The following is a 16,746-nucleotide window of genomic DNA, read 5'->3' as shown; positions in this document are numbered from 1 at the left end:
TTGGGCAGGCCCGTCAGCGCGTCGAAGAACGCCAGGCGCTCGATCTCCTGCTCCGCTCGCTTGCGGTCCGTGATGTCCATCGTGAAGCCGTGCGATACCACCGAGCCATCGGGCTCGCGGTGCGGAATGGCATTGGTCATGTGCCAGCGGACGCTGCCGTCGGGCATGCGCACGCGGTATTCGCACTGCCAGGGCACCAGCTTGCGCACCGAGGTGATGGCGGAGCGCTGCACCTGGGGCAGGTCCTCGGCCAGCACGCGGTGCATGAGCACGCCGTGGTCGGCCGTGACCTCGTGCGGCTCCACGCCCATGAATTCGCGCACCGCATCGCTGATGTACTGCACGCTGGTGCCGCCATCCGCGTGCAGGCGGTATTCGTAGATGAAGCCCGGAATGCGGCTGGCGATGCGCTGGATGAACAGCAGCTGTTCGCGCAACTGCTCGGCGGCGCGGTGCTCGTCCGTCACGTCCTGCACCACGCCCATCACCACCTGCACCCCGTCGCGCGGGAGCGTGCGCCGCACGCGGGAACGCATCCACCGCACCTCGCCATCGGGACGGCGCCAGCGGTATTCCACATCCCCGCCGGCTCCACGCTCGCGCACCTTGTCGAACACCTGGCGGTCTTCGGGCAGGATGCCGCTCACGGCGCGCTCCGGGTCCACCCATTCCTGCTGCTCGAAACCCGCGATCTCGCACAGCCCCGGGGACCACAGCAGCACCGTCTCGCCAGGGTCTTCGATGCGGCGCCAGTGGCCGGTGCGCGCCAGGCTCTCCATGGCGTTGAAGACCTCGGTCTGCTCGCGCAGCTCGCGGCGCACCTCCTCCAGCGCGCGTTCGGAAGCGGCCAGCGCCGAGCGCAGGGTTTCGGCCTCGGTGGCATCGCGCACCGTGACCACGATGCAGTGATTGGTCACGCGGCGGGCAGAAAGATCCCAGGCCAGCAGCAGCCGGCCCGGCTCGCGCACCACCTGGCGGCATTCGAGCGGCGCCCCCACCCGGACCACGCCGTGCAGCTGGTCCAGCAGCGCCGTGCCTTCCAGCAGGTCGAACACCTCGCTCGCATCCGCGCCCGGGTTGCGCACGGCGCCCAGGCCGGGCATGCGGCGGGCGGCGGCGTTGGCGGCCAACAGCAGCAGGCGGCCCCGCTGCAGCCGGAACTCCATCAATGCCACCGGAACGGCATCGACCAGGGCCTGCAAGCGCGCCTGCGCCATGGGCTCTATGGGGCCCTCACCAGCGGGGGCGAGGAGATCGGTCAACAGTTCGGACGAGATCACGGTCGCTCTGGAACCTCTGAAGCCTGCGGTTGGGATGGGTCCCGCCTGCGCAGGGCGGGGCCGACGGTCAAAAGCCAAAGTGCCAGCATACAGGCAAGAGTATGTCTAAACGTAACATTCGTTCAAAACCTGGGGCATTTCCCCAAGGGAAAACCCGAGGCCCGCCGGACACGCCGCAGGGACCGGCACGGGCCCGCCGCCAGGTTTCGCCGCGCGGGGCCCGCGGCAGCGCGTGCAGGGCGAACTGCTACAGTCCACGCCTCATTTCCCGGCCCCCAGCATGTCCGACACGCTCGAACACCACACCCCCATGATGCAGCAGTACCTGGCCCTGAAGGCCGGGTATCCCGAAACGCTTGTGTTCTACCGCATGGGCGATTTCTACGAGGTGTTCTATGGCGACGCCGAAAAGGCGGCGCGCCTGCTCGACATCACCCTCACGCAGCGCGGCCAGTCGGGCGGCCAGCCGGTGACCATGGCGGGCGTTCCCTTCCATGCGCTGGAGAACTACCTGGCCCGCCTCATCAAGATGGGCGAGTCGGTGGCCATCGCCGAGCAGGTGGGCGAAGTGGGCGCGGCCAAGGGGCCTGTGGAGCGCAAGGTGGTGCGGGTGGTCACGCCCGGCACGCTGACCGACACGGAGCTGCTGTCCGACAAGTCCGAATCGCTGCTCATGGCCGTGCACCAGGCGCCGCGCGCGCGCTGCGGCCTGGCGTGGCTGAGCGTGACGCAAGGGCGCGTGTACCTGGCCGAATGCGCGCAGGACGAACTGGGCGGGTGGATCGCGCGCGTGGGCCCCAGCGAGCTGATCTACAGCGCGGGCGTGACGGACCGCTTCGAGCAGCAGCTGCAGGCGCTGCGCCAGGGCGGCGCCTTCAACTGCCCCATGAGCCCCCGGCCCGACTGGCAGTTCGACAGCGCCCTGGGCGAGCGCAAGCTGCTCGAAAACCTGGGCGCCGCCAGCCTGCAGGCCTGGGGCGCGCAGGACCTGGGCGAGGCGCACGCCGCCGCGGCCGGCCTGCTGGCCTATGCCGAGCACACCCAGGGCCGCACGCTCACGCACGTGCACAGTGTGCAGGTGCAGCGCGGCGACGACCTCATCGACCTGCCCGCCACCACGCGGCGCAACCTGGAGCTCGTGAAGACCCTGCGCGGCGACGACGCGCCCACGCTGTTCTCGCTGCTGGACACCTGCATGACCGGCATGGGCAGCCGCCTGCTCAAGACCTGGCTGCTGGAGCCGCGCCGCGACCGCGCCGAGGCACGCCAGCGCCTGTCGGCCACCACAGCCTTGCGGGGTGCGGGCGGCGCAGGCGGCGGTGCGGGCCCCTGGTCCACACTGCGCGGCGAACTCAAGGGCGTGAGCGATGTGGAGCGCATCACCGCCCGCATCGCGCTGCGCCAGGTGCGCCCGCGCGAGCTGGTCGCGCTCTGCAAGACGCTACAAAAATCAGAGCTGCTAGCGCTTTCTGGACAAGCGCCAGAGCCCTATTTGATTCAGATCTTCAGCCACCTGCATCCGCCCGAGGGCTGTACCGCCCTGCTGTGCGCGGCCATCGCCGAGGAGCCCGCCGCGCTGGTGCGCGACGGCGGCGTGATCGCCCCGGGCTTCGATACCGAACTCGACGAACTGCGCGCCATCCAGACCAACTGCGATGCCTTTCTGCTGGACCTGGAAACGCGCGAGAAAACCCGCACCGGCATCGCCAACCTGCGCGTGCAGTTCAACAAGGTGCACGGCTTCTATATCGAAGTGACAAGCAGCAACCTTGGCCGGGTGCCCGACGACTACCGCCGCCGCCAGACCCTGAAGAACGCCGAGCGCTTCATCACGCCCGAGCTCAAGGCCTTCGAGGACAAGGCGCTGTCGGCCAACGAGCGCGCCCTGTCGCGCGAGAAGTGGCTGTACGAGCAGATCCTCGACCAGCTCCAGCCCCACGTGCCCGCGCTCACCCGCCTGGCGCAGGCCCTGGCCACGCTGGACGTGCTGTGCACGCTGGCCGAGCGCTCGCTCACGCTGAACTGGTGCGCGCCGCAGTTCGTGCCCGAGCCCTGCATCGAGATCGAAGGGGGCCGCCACCCCGTGGTCGAGGCGCGCCTGGCCGAGACGTCGAGCGGCAGCTTCATCGCCAACCACACGCGGCTGAACGCCAATACGCGCATGCAGGTCATCACCGGCCCCAACATGGGCGGCAAGTCGACCTACATGCGGCAGGTGGCGCTCATCGTGCTGCTGGCCAGCATGGGCAGCCACGTGCCGGCCGCGAGCTGCCGGCTGGGGCCCATCGACGCGATCCACACCCGCATCGGCGCGGCGGACGACCTGGCCAACGCGCAGTCGACCTTCATGCTGGAGATGACCGAGGCCGCGCAGATCCTGCACGCGGCCACGCCCCACAGCCTGGTGCTGATGGACGAGATCGGCCGGGGCACCAGCACCTTCGACGGCCTGGCGCTGGCCAGCGGCATCGCCACGCACCTGCACGACAAGACCCGCGCGTTCGCGCTCTTTGCCACGCACTACTTCGAGCTGACCGAGCTGCCCGCCAAGGCGCGCCACGCGATCAACATGCACGTGAGCGCCACCGAGTCGGGCGCGGACATCGTGTTCCTGCACGAGATCCAGCCCGGGCCGGCCAGCCGCAGCTACGGGATCCAGGTGGCCAAGCTCGCGGGCATGCCCTCGCCGGTGCTGCACCACGCCCGCCATGCGCTGGCCGCGCTGGAGGAGCGCGCGGGCGAGAACGACCTGCAGGTGGACCTGTTCGCCACCCCGGCCGCGCCCGAGGGCGCGGGCGCCAGCCCGGTGGAGGCCGCGCTGGCCGGCATCAATCCCGATGCGCTGAGCCCGCGCGAGGCGCTGGATGCGCTCTACCAGCTCAAGAAGATGGCGGGCTGAGGCGACGCCACCAGGCTCCCGGCCCGGCGCCCCGGAAGGCCACCGCGGCGCCCCGGCTCAAAGATCCTGCGCCACTGGCGCCAGCTGCCCGAGCATGAAGGTGATGAACGGCGGCACACACTGCAGATGCCCGGCCACCGGTCGTGCGCGGCACTCGGTCAGGCCGGCCAGGTCGCCCGCGCCGCGATTCTGCATGGCGCGCACGGTGCTGACCGAGCTGGCGTAGGGCACCGTGCGGTCGTCGCGGCCGTGGTACAGGCGCACGGGCACGTTGGGTTTCCAGTCGTAGACGTTGCTGGCGCTGGCCAGGGCCTGCACATCGTCGGCCAGGAAGTGGTCGATGAAGCGCGTGTCGTAGGCCACGTCGGCATCGCCCGGGATGAGCGCACGCAGCAGCAGGCGGCGCACCTCGCGCTGCACGCTGCCGCCCAGGTAGCGCAGGAAGCCCGGGTTGATGAGTGCGCCGATCACCGGCTGTTCTTGCCGCACCAGGTCCACCAGGCCATCCATGGTGGTCTGCACGTTGTAGGGCCCCGCGCCCGGCACCACCATGCGCAGCTGCTGCAGGTGCGGCGATCCGCCCGCCTGCAGCGCGCGGTGCGTGGCCATGGTGACGTAGCCGCCCTCGGAGTAGCCGGTCAGAAAGAGCTGACCGTTGTCCGCCACGTTGGCCTGGCCGCGCCAGGTGCGGGCGGCCGTCAGAAAATCCGCCGTGGCGGCCGCCGAGGGCGCCGCCAGCAGGTAGGGGTGGGGCGTGCCCTTGGAGGCGCCAAAACCCACGTAGTCGGGCGCCAGCACGATGTAGCCCAGCGATGCGAGCACCACCGACACCTCCGACGCCACCGCGTTGTTGCTGGGCGCCTCGGCATCGCGGAAGATGGTGCCGTGCTGGTAGCTGAGCACCGGGCTTTTCGCACCGGCGGGCTTTTGCGGCACGCTGACCAGGCCGGAGGCGCGCACCTCCTTGCCGTCGGCATCGGTGGTGAGGTATTCGAGCCGGTAGGAGGCGACGCTGTAGCGCGGCACCACGTCCTGGGCCAGCGACTCCTTGGCGGCCAGGGCCGCGGCGATGTCGGCGGTCGGCACGGTGCCCAGCGCGGCGGCGGATTCAAGCTGGCCGGAGCGCACCGGGGCAGGCGGTGGCGCTGGCGGGTTGCCACCATCGCCAGGTTCTTCCGTGCCGCCCCCGCCGCAGGCCGCCAGCAATGCAACCAGGGCCAGCGCGCAGGCGCGGCGGGTTCCAGACAGGATCAGTGGATTCTTCAACACGGCAGGGCCCTTCAGGTGAAGCGGCGGATGATAGGAGCGGCGGGCGCATGCTGCCTGGCCTGGGAGGAATAGCCCTTTGCCCCCGCGGCGGACCTTGCCTTGCCAACTGCTGTGGCCCCGGGTTGGCGGCGGGGGGTTGCAGCAAGCCGATTCTTATTAAAAATTGCCTGCAGCGCTTGTCCATCCACCCTCCATTGCTATCAATTTCGCATACCCGCCACGGAGCACAGGAGAGCCGTCCGGCACCACCTCCCGAGGGGGCCTTCCCACGCCAGACTAAACTCGCGGGTTCCTCTCTTCCAACGACCCCACTTTTTCCATGACGTATTGCGTCGCCATCAAACTCAACGCCGGGCTGGTTTTCCTGTCCGATTCGCGCACCAACGCCGGCCTGGACCAGATCAGCTCTTTCCGCAAGATGATGGTGTATGAGAAGGCGGGCGACCGCTTCATGGTGCTGTTGTCGGCGGGCAACCTGTCCATTTCGCAGTCGGTGCGCGAGATCCTGCAGACCGAGCAGCTCAAGGACGGTGACTCGGGCGAGACGATCTCCATCTGGAACGCCAAGAGCATGTTCGACGCGGCCCGCGTGCTGGGCGCCGCCGTGCGCCACGTGCACGAGCGCGACGGCGCGGCGCTCAAGCGCTCGGGCGTGGACTTCAATGTGTCCATGGTGTTCGGCGGCCAGATCAAGGGCGAGGGCATGCGCCTGTTCCAGGTGTATTCGGCCGGCAACTTCATCGAGGCGACGTCCGAGACGCCGTACTTCCAGGTCGGCGAATCCAAGTACGGCAAGCCCGTGCTCGACCGCGTGCTGACGCCCGAAACACCGCTGGACGAAGCCGCCAAGTGCGCGCTGGTCTCCATGGACAGCACGCTCAAGTCCAACCTCTCGGTGGGCCTGCCGCTGGACCTCGTCGTCTATGAGGTGGACCGTTTCTCGACCGAGAAAGTGGTGTGCATCGACGAGAACAATCCCTACTTCCGCATGCTGCACGACAGCTGGGGCCAGAAGCTGCGCCAGGTGTTCGACAGCATCGAAGACCCCGCCTGGGGCGGCGGCGTGACCACCGTGCCCATCATGGTGAACCCGGCGCGCAGCAAGCCGCTCAAGAAGATCACCAACCATCTGGACAAGCTGATCTGACGGCCGCGGGGCCGCAGCGCCCGACCTTCCCTCCTGCCGGGTACCCCATGCTTCCCATCGTCTTTTCGCACGCCAACAGCTTCCCAGCGAGCACCTACCGCGTCCTTTTCAAGCACCTGCGGGCCCGCGGGTTCGAAGTGAGCGCGGTGGATCGGTATGGGCACGACCCCAGGTACCCCGTCACCAACAACTGGCCGCACCTGGTGCAGCAGCTCGCCGACTTCGCCACGGCGCAGGTCCAGCGCCTGGGTGCGCCAGTGTTTCTGGCAGGGCATTCGCTCGGCGGTTTCCTGAGCGTGATGGCAGCGGCCCGCCACCCCGAGCTCGTGCGCGGCGTGCTGCTGATCGACTCGCCCCTGCTGGGCGGCTGGAAGGCCAACGCGGTCGGCGTGGCCAAGCGCACGCAGGTGGTGGGCTCCATCTCGCCCGGCAAGATCAGCCGGCAGCGGCGCTTCAGCTGGGCCAGCAATGACGAGGCGCTGGAACACTTCCGCAAGAAGAAGGCCTTTGCACAGTGGCATCCGGACGTGTTGCAGGACTACATCAGCCACGGACTGCAGGACCACGATGGCAAGCGCGTGCTCGGATTCGACCGTGCGGTGGAAACCGCCATCTACAACACGCTGCCGCACAACCTGGGCCGGCTGCTCGGCACCCATCCGCTGCAATGCCCGGCCGCCTTCATCGGCGGGCGGGACTCGGACGAAATGAAGCAGGTGGGCATGGCCATGACGCTGCGCATCACCCAGGGCCGCACGATGATGCTCGACGGCAGCCACCTTTTCCCCATGGAGCAGCCGCTGGCCACGGCCGCCGCCATGGAGGCCTCCCTGCTCAACCTGGCGTCGCTGACCCCCTGAGCCCAGCGGTATAGCACCGGAACAGCCGCCAAAAGCGCCGAAAAAGCGCGCTGATGCGCAGGACACACAGGCCGCGCCATTTTTGGCTCCATCCTCTACACTGGAGGTTTGTTACAGCGTGATACACCCATGCCTGCACGGACCCCACTGGCCGCGCGCCTGCCGGCGCTGAGCTTTGCCCTGCTGGCCGCCTTCCTGGTGGCCACGGCGGTGCGCACCCACAACGACACCACCATCGCCATCGTCACGGCCTCGGTGCTCATGTTCGCGTGCTGCTGGGCCAGCGCCACGCACCTGCTGGGCGCCCGGCCCGCGCTGCAGTTCGTGCTGATCGCCCTGGCCTTGGGCTGGTTCGCCGAGCAGATGGGTACCACGCATGGCTGGTTCTTCGGGCACTACACCTACACCGAGGTACTGGGCGCGCGGTTTGTGGATGTTCCCATCGTCATTCCCATGATGTGGTTCGCGCTGACGTATGCGGGCTACGTGATCAGCAACCTCATCGTCTGGCAGTCGCCGGTGGACGGCGCGCCGGGGCTGGGCCACGCTGCGATGCTGTCGTTCCTGGCGGCGATGATCGTCACCGCGTTCGACCTGGGCGCCGACCCCTACCTGGTCTACACCCTGAAAGCCTGGATCATGGCCAAGACCGACGGCGCCTGGTTTGGCGAGACGGTGCAGGGCTTCTTTGGCTGGGTGTTCGTGGCCTTCGTGATCATCTTTGGCTTTCGTATGTCGGTGCGCAAACTCGCGCTTCGACCGACCAGCCCCTTCCTGCGCCGCCATGCGCTGGTGCCACTGGCCATCTACGCATCGGGCATGGTGTTCCAGATGATCCTGGGCAATCCGGTGGAGATCCGCTCGATCGCGCCGTTCGCCATGGGCATCCCGTTGCTGTGCGCCCTGGCGGGCTTTCAGCGCTGGCGCGCAACCACGGAGACCGCAGCATGAACCACGGCAAGACCCTCTCACCATCCCCGCTGTCCGATTCGGAGCTTGCAGGCATGCAGCGCCACGCCGACCCGCTGGCCGACCAGACCATCGCCGACATCCTGGGCGACTGGCCCGAAGGGGACGTGGCGATGGACGCACCGCAATGGTCGCGCATCGACACCGTGAACCGCCTGTTCGGCCAGTGGGCGGACAATGCAAGCCTGGTGGGCTGGACCGCCCAGGGCGAGGGGGTGGATGCGGCCATGTCCAAAGCCCTGGACCACTACGTGCAGACCGCCCAGGTGCTGCCGCCCTGGGCCGATGCCCGCAAGATCGAGCGCGCCGAGAAGCTGTTCATGGAACACGGGGCGCTGTCATGCATCCTGCTGTTCTGCGCCAGCCTGCCCGAGTGCTACGTGATTCCCGACCTGTCGAGCGTGCTGCACACCTCCGGCCAGCTGGAGCAGAACGCGGAGTACCGCATCCGCTCCACCGCCGCGATGATCTTTCCGGTGATGATGCATGGTGGCCTCAGCCAGCGCGGCGCCGGTGTGGCGCAGGTGCTCAAGGTACGCCTGATCCACGCCACCATCCGCAACCTGATCCTGCATGGCAGCCCCCAGAATGCCGTCAGGGACCTGCTGGCGGGCGGCGCCGGGCGTATTGCGCCGCAGGCCCTGCAGACCCAGGGCGGACGCCAGGCCATGTTCCAGACGCTGTATGCCCGTGGCTGGAACCTCCAAGGTGACGGCCTGCCCTGCAACCAGGAAGAACTGGCCTACACCCTGCTCACGTTTGGCTATGTGTTCCTGCGCAGCCTGCGCCGCCTGGGCATCGGTTTGCGGGCGGCCGACGAGGAAGCCTATCTGCATGCCTGGAACGTGGTGGGCCACATCCTGGGCATCGACCGCGCCCTGATGGTGGACACCATGGACCAGGGCAAGGCCCTGATGGCGCGGATGCAGGCCCGCGGCCGCGCCGAACCCGTCACGCCAGACCCCCGTCCCGCCCTGGGCCAGGCCCTGATGCAGACCATGGAGAACGCCCTGCCCTGGCCCATCGTGAAGCCCTTTCCCCGGCTCATGACCCGCTACCTGTGCGGGCGTGACACGGCGAGCGACCTGGGCCTGACGCAGCCCGTGCCCTGGCCGTCGGCGCTGCTGTTCTGGGGAGTGCTGCTGCTGGCGCGGGCCATCGACGTGGCCGCGCGGATGGTGCTCCCCCGCTTCTCCATCGTGCGGGCCCTCACCCGCATCCTGGGCTACCACTTCATGAGCAAGGTGCTCATGAGCCAGACCCGCCCCCTCCAACTGCCCACCGAGCTGCTCAACCAGGTGGACGAAGTGATGCACAGCTGGAGCGATGACCCCCACGCCCCCCGCTGGCTCAACCGCATCGAGGACCGGCTGACCACCCATGGCAGCTGGAGCCTGGGCCTGGCCGGGAAGGCGAAGGCCGCCAGCGCGGGCCCGGCGCGGCAAGCCACGTAGCCGTTGTTCTCACGCCGATGCACCTGCTGCCCCGCGTTCTCCTGATGCTGGCCCGGCTTTGGCGCGCGCATTGCCGCAGGGCATCCATCCTGCTGTGGCTGCTCGCTCCCCTGGCCCTGCCCGTGGGCGCGCAGGCGGGCACGCCCCTGGTGCTCACGCAGGAGAGGCCGCAAGTAAATGCCTGGGAGGCCATCACGCTCAAGGCCGACCCCACGTACCAGCTCTCGGCGCAGGACATGCTGGGCCGCCTGGACGAATTCGAGGCGCCCGCGCGGCGCGGCGGCTCGCTGGGCGTGCACAAGGCAGCGATGTGGCTGCACATCCCCATCATTGCGCCCGAGGCGCCGCGCACCCCCTGGGTGGTCAATATCGGCTACAGCTCGCTGCAGGCCGAAATGTACCTGGCCAGCGGAGGCCAGGTGCTTCAACAGGTCCGCACAAGCCCGTCTGACCAGACGCAGCGGTCCAGCCGCACGCCGGCGATGGTGTTCGACCTGCGGGCCGGGCAGCCCTACGACCTGTTGATACGCGTGCAGGCCACCGGTCCGCTGATCCTGCCCATCACGGTCAGCGAAATGCCCATTCACATGCGCCAGGCCCTGGGCGAGCAGATGCTGCAGGGCCTGCTCAACGGGCTGGCGCTCTGCCTGCTGATGTACAGCCTGATGCAGTGGGTCACGCAGCGCGATCCCATGTTCGGCTTCTATGCGCTGGTGGTGCTGGGCAGCGCGGGCTTTTCGCTGCAGTTCTTCGGCATCGGTCCGCAGTACCTGTGGCCTGGCAATCCATGGATGGATCGGTATTCGGGCCTGGTGGCGGGGCTGGCGGCCCTCGCGGGCTCGTTCCTCTTCCTGGGCCACACCCTGGCCGGCCACACGCAGGGCAGCCGGTACGCACGCACCATGCGGGCGGGCGCCGCAATCACGGCCATGGTCTGCGCAGCCGTCGTGTTCGGCTGGTTGAGCGTGCCCATCGCCATCGCGTTCATGAGCCTGGCGGGCACCCTGCCTTCCCTCATCAGCCTGCCTGCCGCCGTCGCGCGGGTGCGGCAGAAAGACCCCATCGGCGCCACCCTGCTGGTGGCCTGGATCGCCTTCGGCGTGGCCGCCGCCGTGATGGTGTGCCTGGTCCAGGGCTGGGTGCCCGCGAACTTCTGGACCCTGCACTCGTTCCAGTTCGGCGCCACGGCGGACATGCTGCTCTTCTTTCGCGTGCTGGGCCTGCGCGCCCAGGCCGCCAAGGCACAGGCCCAGGAGGCCATGCGAGAGCGCGACGTGATGCACTCGCTGGCCCACACCGATCCACTCACGGGACTGAGCAACCGGCGCGACCTGCAGCACGCCCTGGAGGCCGCGCTGGCCCAGTGTTCGCCGCAGCGGCTGGTGGCGCTGTACCTCATGGACCTGGATGGATTCAAGCCCGTGAACGACGCGCACGGCCACGATGTGGGCGACGATTTGCTCGTGGCCGTGGGCCGGCGCCTGCAGGCCAACGTGCGGCACCAGACCGACCTCGTGGCCCGGCTCGGCGGCGATGAATTCATCATCATGGCCCGCGACCTGGCGACCCCCGAGCAGGCCGAAGATCTGGGCCGCTCGCTGTTGCGGGCCTTCGAGCAGCCTTTCACATTGAGCCACCTGCACATCCAGGTGGGGCTGACCATCGGGTACGCACTGGCGCCCCTGGACAGTGATGACCCGCAGGCCCTGATGCGGCACGCAGACGCCGCGATGTACGCGGGCAAACAAGGCGGCAAGCACTCGGTGCGGCGCATCACCACCACACCGGCGCTGGCGGGATGATGGAGCACCGCAGCCCCTTGTCGCCCTGCAGGCCGGGGAGCAACATGGCAAGCACAGATGGCAACGCGCCCGCCGTGAATCCATGCTCGCGCAGTGGCACGCTGGCCGCTGTGGCGAACATCCGACAGCGCGCCCACAGCGTCCGGACGGGCGGGGCCGGCGGGGCGGGCATCACATCCTCCCTGGAAGCGCGGGACCCCGGCGTGCGCAAATACCGCGTGCCAGGCGTTGCGGGCCTTCCTATACTCACAGCGCATTGACGAGCACCATGCGCCCAGTCCCTTCCCTGCTCCCGTGGCAATGGCTGCCGGCCCCGGCCTGGCAATGGGTGCTGGGATGCCTGCTGCTGCTCGTGCACGCGGGCGAGGGCTGCCAGGCCGCCACGGACCGGCTGCTTCTGCGCGACGACGTGCCTTCGGTCAACGTCTGGCCAGCGGTCACGGTGCTGGCCGATCCCACCCGGCTGCAGTCGGTGCAGGATGCGATGGCCCGCGCCCCGGATTTCTCCGCGCCGCCCGGAACCAGCGGAACACTGGGCGTGCGGTCCGACGCCATGTGGATCCGCATCCCGCTGACGGTATCGCCCACCTCCGACGGCATCTGGATCGCCGACATCGACTACCCGGTTCTCAACCGCGTCGAGGTCTATCTCACCACAGACGGCCATGTCAGCCAGCAGGCCACGCTGGGCAGCCTGCAGCCTTTTTCACAAAGACCTCTGCGCAGCCGCACCCACGCCCTGGCCCTCGCCATGCAGCCCGGGCACGACTACGACCTGCTGCTGCGCGTGGAAACCCGGGGCGCCATGGTGCTGCCGGTCACGCTGAACAAACCCACCGCATGGCACAGCGCCGCGATGAACGAGCAGATGCTGCAGGGCATCCTGACGGGCCTGGCACTGTGCCTGCTGGTTTACAGCCTGGCGCAATGGATCAATCTGCGGGACGTGCTGTTCATCCAGTACGCGCTGCTGCTCACGGGCAGCCTGCTGTTCTCACTGCATCTCTTCGGCCTGGGCACGCAGTACCTCTGGCAGGACAGCCTCTGGTTCGAAGTCCACGCGGCGGGCCTGTCCGCGCTGATGGCCACCTGCGGATCGTTTCTCTTCATCAGCCAGGCCCTCGTGGGGCACCGCCCCAAGAGCCTCCTGCTGCGCACGATGCGCGGTGGCGCCCTGCTGTGCGTGCTGCTGGCTTTCATCCATGCGCTGGACATCCTGAGCACGCCGGCCGTTGCCGCCATCGTGAGTATCCTCGGCCTGGTTCCCGCGCTCATGGGCATCCCGGGCGCCGTGCGCCGCGCGCGCCAGGGCGACCCCGTGGGCAGCAGCCTGCTGCTGGCGTGGCTGGTCTACTTCGCGGCCACGGCCACGGTGATCGGCGTGATCCGTGGCTGGGTGCCGGTGAACTTCTGGACCCTGCACTCCTTCGAGTTCGGCGCGACGCTGGACATGCTGCTCTTCATGCGCGTGCTGGGCCTGCGCACCAAGGCACTGCGCCTGGAGGCGCTGGACGCCAACCGCGAGCGCGACGCCATGCGCTCCCTCGCGCACACGGACCCCTTGACCGGCCTGCCCAACCGGCGCGGCCTGAACATCGCGCTGGCATCCGCACTGGCGCGCTGCGGGCCCGACAAGCTGCTGGCCGTGTACGTGATGGACCTGGATGGGTTCAAGCCCGTGAACGACCAGCACGGCCACGACGTGGGCGACGAATTGCTCGTCGCGGTGACCCGGCGCCTGCAGGGCCACGTGCGCCAGAGCGACGTGGTGGCCCGCCTGGGGGGTGATGAGTTCGTCGTGATGACGGGCCACCTGGGCAGCGAACAACAGGCGCAGGAGCTGGGGCACAAGCTACTGGACGCATTCCGCTCGCCCTTCTCGCTGGGCAACGTGCGGGTGGAAGTGGGCCTGACCATCGGCTATGCCATTGCCCCGGACGACAGCAACGATGCCATCGGTCTTCTGAAGCTGGCGGATGCGGCCATGTACAGCGGCAAGCAGGGCGGCAAATTCTGCCTTCGGCGCAATACCGGCGACCTCGCACTGTCCTCCGCCTGAGCACCGCCGGCAACACGGGCCATTCCGAACTGGTCAAACAGCCTGGCTTCAGTTAAACACGGGACTTCGCGTTTTCACGAAGGATTGTTCGCCATGGCCCATCGCAAAAGTCCCGCCCGCGTTGCCAAAGACGCCCGCATCGCGCACTTCCGGTCGCTTGCCGCCCGGCAGGCCACCGCCCAGAACGCGCCCGGCGCGACACTCACCTGGGACGCGGTCGCTGCGCTGGAGGCCAGGCTGGTGGGCCGCATCGTGCTGCCATCGAGCCCCGACTACAACGCGGCCCGCCAGGAGTCCAATCCCGCGTTTCAGGCCTATCCCGAGATCATCGTGTACTGCGCGTGCGAGAACGATGTGCTCGAATGCCTTTCCGTCGCGCGCACCTATCAGGTCTGGGTGGCCGTGCGCTGTGGCGGGCACAGCACGGCGGGCTATTCCGTCAACAGCGGCATGGTGGTGGACCTGAGCGAACTGCAGGGCGTGGTGCTCGATCCCGCCCGGGAGCGCGTCTACGTGCTGCCGGGTACGGATTTCGATCATTTCAACGGCGCCATGAACCACACCGGCTGGCATGTGCCCACCGGGGCATGCGGCAGCGTCTGCGTGGGCGGGTTCGTGCAGGGGGGCGGCTACGGCTATACGTCGCGCGCCTTCGGCATCCAGAGCGACCTCGTGGAGTCGTTGCGGGTGGCGCTGGCCGACGGCACCATCGTCACCGCCAGCGCGCAGGAGAACCCCGATCTCTACTGGGCCCTGCGGGGCGGCACGGGCGGCAACTTCGGGGTGCTGCTGCAGGTCACCTACCGCATGCTGAGGCTGGACCAGGTGTGGGCCTGGGCCATCAGCTGGGATGCGGCGCACGCGGCGGACGTGCTCACGACGATGCAGGCCCACTACATGAAAACCGGGGCCCCCGATGCGCTGGGCTACATGATGAATCTAGGCTACCAGAACGGTGTGCCGGTCTATATGGTGCAAGGCATGTTCTGCGGCACGCGCGAGGCGGGCATGCAGGCCATCGCACGGCTGATGGCGATCCCGAGCGCGCAGCTGCTGGTCGACAAGACGGGCACCTACCCCGAGATGAACATCTGGCTCGAGGACCATCCCTACACCTTGCCGGACAACCTGCCCGACGGCGTCGCGGAGACCAAGGCCAGCGGCTACATCAGCGCGCCTTTGTCGCGCTCGGACTGGCAGCGCATCATCGACTACTTCCAGACCTCCCCCAATCCCTGGTCGCTCGCATACCTGGAGCCCTATGGCGGCGCCATCAACCGCTACCCGGTGGCCGACAGCGCCTTCATCCACCGCCATGTCGATGCAGACCTGGTGGTGGACGTGTTCTGGACCAATGCTCAGGAGCGCACCCAGATGGAAGCCTGGCTCGATGGCTTCATGAACCTGGTCAAGCCGTTCCTGAACGGGCATGTGTACCAGAACTACCCGGACGCGAGCCTGCAGGACTTCCCCACGGCCTACTGGGGCCCGGCCTATCCGCGCCTTCAGCAGGTCAAGGCGCGGTACGACCCCTCGAACTTCTTCCACTTCCAGCAGAGCATCCGGCTGCCCAACGGCTGAGCAAGCCGCGCGGCCCTGGCGCCGGGGCCAGGGCACTGCCCCCGGTCCGGCAGGCTCTCAAGGGCAGACGGCGTCCGCGTAGTGCAGCCGGCCCTTGCCCGCGCGCTTGGCGGAATACATCGCCTGGTCCGCCCGGTTCATCAGGGCATCGATGTCGCCCTCCAGCGGGGGGTGCACCGCGACACCGATGCTGGCGCCGACGAACAGATCCCGCCCTTCCACGGTCATGGCCTGGTGCAGCGCGTCAATGATGCGCTGGCCGATGGTGTCGGTCACATCGCGCGTCACGTCCCGGTCCAGCATGACAAGGAATTCGTCGCCGCCCAGGCGCGCCAGGGTGTCGCCCGCACGCACCGTGCTGGCAATGCGCTGGGCGACGATGCGCAGCACCTCGTCGCCGGCGCGATGGCCTTCGGAATCGTTCACGCCCTTGAAGCCGTCCAGGTCGATGAACAGCAGCGCCACGGAGCCCGCATTGCGCCGCGCCTGGCTCAGGGATTGCTCCAGCCGGTTCTGAAAGGCCGCCCGGTTGAAAAGGCCCGTGAGCGAATCATGGTTGGCCAGGTAGTGCTGCTGGCGTGCGATCTGGATCTTGGCCGAGACGTCCTGCACCAGCGCCATGATCGAGGTGACCTGGCCCTGGGCATCGGTCAACGCGGAGTTGAACCACTCGCAATGCACCTCGGTCCCGTCCTCCCGCGTGAAGCAGGTCTCCGCGCGGTTCTGGGACTCCTGCCCGGACTGCAGGCGCTGCAGGGCATGCTCGAGCCCATCGTCCTGGGACGACAGGTCCACGAGCTCCGTCAGCAGCCGCCCCTCCAGCCCCGCCACATGCAGCCAGCCCATGAGCTGCACGGCACGCTGCGAACAATGCAGGAGCTTGAGGTTGTGGTCCATCTCCAGCACCGCGAGCGGGCTGTTTTCCATGTGCGAGGAAAGCCGCTGGTTGGCGGCGCGCAGCGCGTTCATGGTGACCTGCAGCTCATGGACGTCGAGCGCCGTGGTAATGAAGCCATCGATCACGCCGTGCGGGTTGTGCCAGGGCGTCAGGCAGATGGTGCGCCATTCGTCAAAGCCATAGGGCGTGCGCAGCAGGCGCTGGTACTGCACGCGCTCGCCCTGCAGCACGCGCTCGACAAAGGGCATGAAGCGCGCGCAATCGATCTCGCCGTACACCTCCACCAGGGATTTTCCGATCAGGTGGTGGGGCACGGTGCCGAACCACCGGGCATACTCATCGTTGACATAGATCATGGTCAGGCTGCGGTCCACCACAGCCATGGTCGCCCCGGCGCTGCGGGTGATCAGATCGAGCAATTCCGCTTTGGACCAGGACTCCTTGCGGGCGGCGTAGGCGGGCGGCGGCAACTCAGGCTCGTCTTGCATCATGCGGCGAAAGCCCCCGGCGGGGAAAGGATCATCAACA

General features: G+C 68.2%; 11 protein-coding genes. 8 read left to right on the top strand and 3 right to left on the bottom strand.

Translation table 11 applies throughout. The features are described 5' to 3' along the window. On the bottom strand, nt 1–1,280 hold a 1,280-nt coding region (locus AC1RCS_RS21085; RefSeq protein ID WP_492245752.1), incomplete at its 3' end, for a PAS domain-containing protein. A 280-nt stretch (nt 1,281–1,560) separates the two neighbouring features. On the opposite strand from AC1RCS_RS21085, the gene mutS reads away from it, so the two are divergent. Then, a complete protein-coding gene (mutS, locus tag AC1RCS_RS21080) occupies nt 1,561–4,179 on the top strand; it encodes a DNA mismatch repair protein MutS (RefSeq protein ID WP_218341644.1) in 2,619 nt (872 codons plus the stop codon). Between the two features lie 57 nt (nt 4,180–4,236). Here mutS and AC1RCS_RS21075 read toward each other — a convergent pair whose 3' ends face one another. Beyond that, nucleotides 4,237–5,448: an alpha/beta hydrolase family protein gene (locus tag AC1RCS_RS21075; protein ID WP_370627878.1), complete on the bottom strand. Its 1,212-nt coding sequence runs from the start codon at nt 5,446–5,448 to the stop codon at nt 4,237–4,239. Nucleotides 5,449–5,767: 319 nt separating this feature from the next. Here AC1RCS_RS21075 and AC1RCS_RS21070 point away from each other — a divergent pair, with 319 nt between their 5' ends. The 7 genes from AC1RCS_RS21070 (at nt 5,768) to AC1RCS_RS21040 (ending at nt 15,320) form a co-directional block, all read left to right on the top strand. Next, nucleotides 5,768–6,595 carry a proteasome-type protease gene (locus tag AC1RCS_RS21070; RefSeq protein WP_218293832.1) on the top strand — a complete coding sequence of 276 codons (828 nt, stop codon included), beginning with the start codon at nt 5,768–5,770 and terminating at the stop codon, nt 6,593–6,595. A 47-nt stretch (nt 6,596–6,642) separates the two neighbouring features. Beyond that, nucleotides 6,643–7,455: an alpha/beta fold hydrolase gene (locus tag AC1RCS_RS21065; RefSeq protein WP_492245753.1), complete on the top strand. Its 813-nt coding sequence runs from the start codon at nt 6,643–6,645 to the stop codon at nt 7,453–7,455. Nucleotides 7,456–7,584: 129 nt separating this feature from the next. Further along, entirely contained in the window at nt 7,585–8,406 is an 822-nt protein-coding gene (locus AC1RCS_RS21060) for a carotenoid biosynthesis protein (RefSeq protein WP_492245754.1), read from the top strand. Then, nucleotides 8,403–9,878: an oxygenase MpaB family protein gene (locus AC1RCS_RS21055; protein WP_218341646.1), complete on the top strand. Its 1,476-nt coding sequence runs from the start codon at nt 8,403–8,405 to the stop codon at nt 9,876–9,878. The genes AC1RCS_RS21060 and AC1RCS_RS21055 overlap by 4 nt, the downstream gene beginning before the upstream one ends. 44 nt (nt 9,879–9,922) lie before the next feature. Further along, nucleotides 9,923–11,680, top strand: coding sequence for a diguanylate cyclase domain-containing protein (locus AC1RCS_RS21050; RefSeq protein WP_218341719.1), 1,758 nt, complete (start codon nt 9,923–9,925; stop codon nt 11,678–11,680). A 268-nt stretch (nt 11,681–11,948) separates the two neighbouring features. Beyond that, nucleotides 11,949–13,739 (top strand): diguanylate cyclase, encoded by a 1,791-nt coding sequence (locus tag AC1RCS_RS21045; protein ID WP_218341647.1) that lies wholly within the window; start codon nt 11,949–11,951, stop codon nt 13,737–13,739. Nucleotides 13,740–13,832: 93 nt separating this feature from the next. After that, nucleotides 13,833–15,320, top strand: coding sequence for an FAD-binding oxidoreductase (locus AC1RCS_RS21040; protein WP_218293827.1), 1,488 nt, complete (start codon nt 13,833–13,835; stop codon nt 15,318–15,320). A 57-nt stretch (nt 15,321–15,377) separates the two neighbouring features. Here AC1RCS_RS21040 and AC1RCS_RS21035 read toward each other — a convergent pair whose 3' ends face one another. Beyond that, on the bottom strand, nt 15,378–16,709 hold the full coding sequence (locus AC1RCS_RS21035) for a diguanylate cyclase domain-containing protein (protein ID WP_218293826.1): 1,332 nt from the start codon (nt 16,707–16,709) through the stop codon (nt 15,378–15,380). Nucleotides 16,710–16,746 lie beyond the last annotated feature (37 nt).

It is taken from the genome of Acidovorax sp. GW823-FHT01C06 (assembly GCF_058798375.1).
This window is presented reverse-complemented; position numbering and strand designations above follow the sequence as displayed.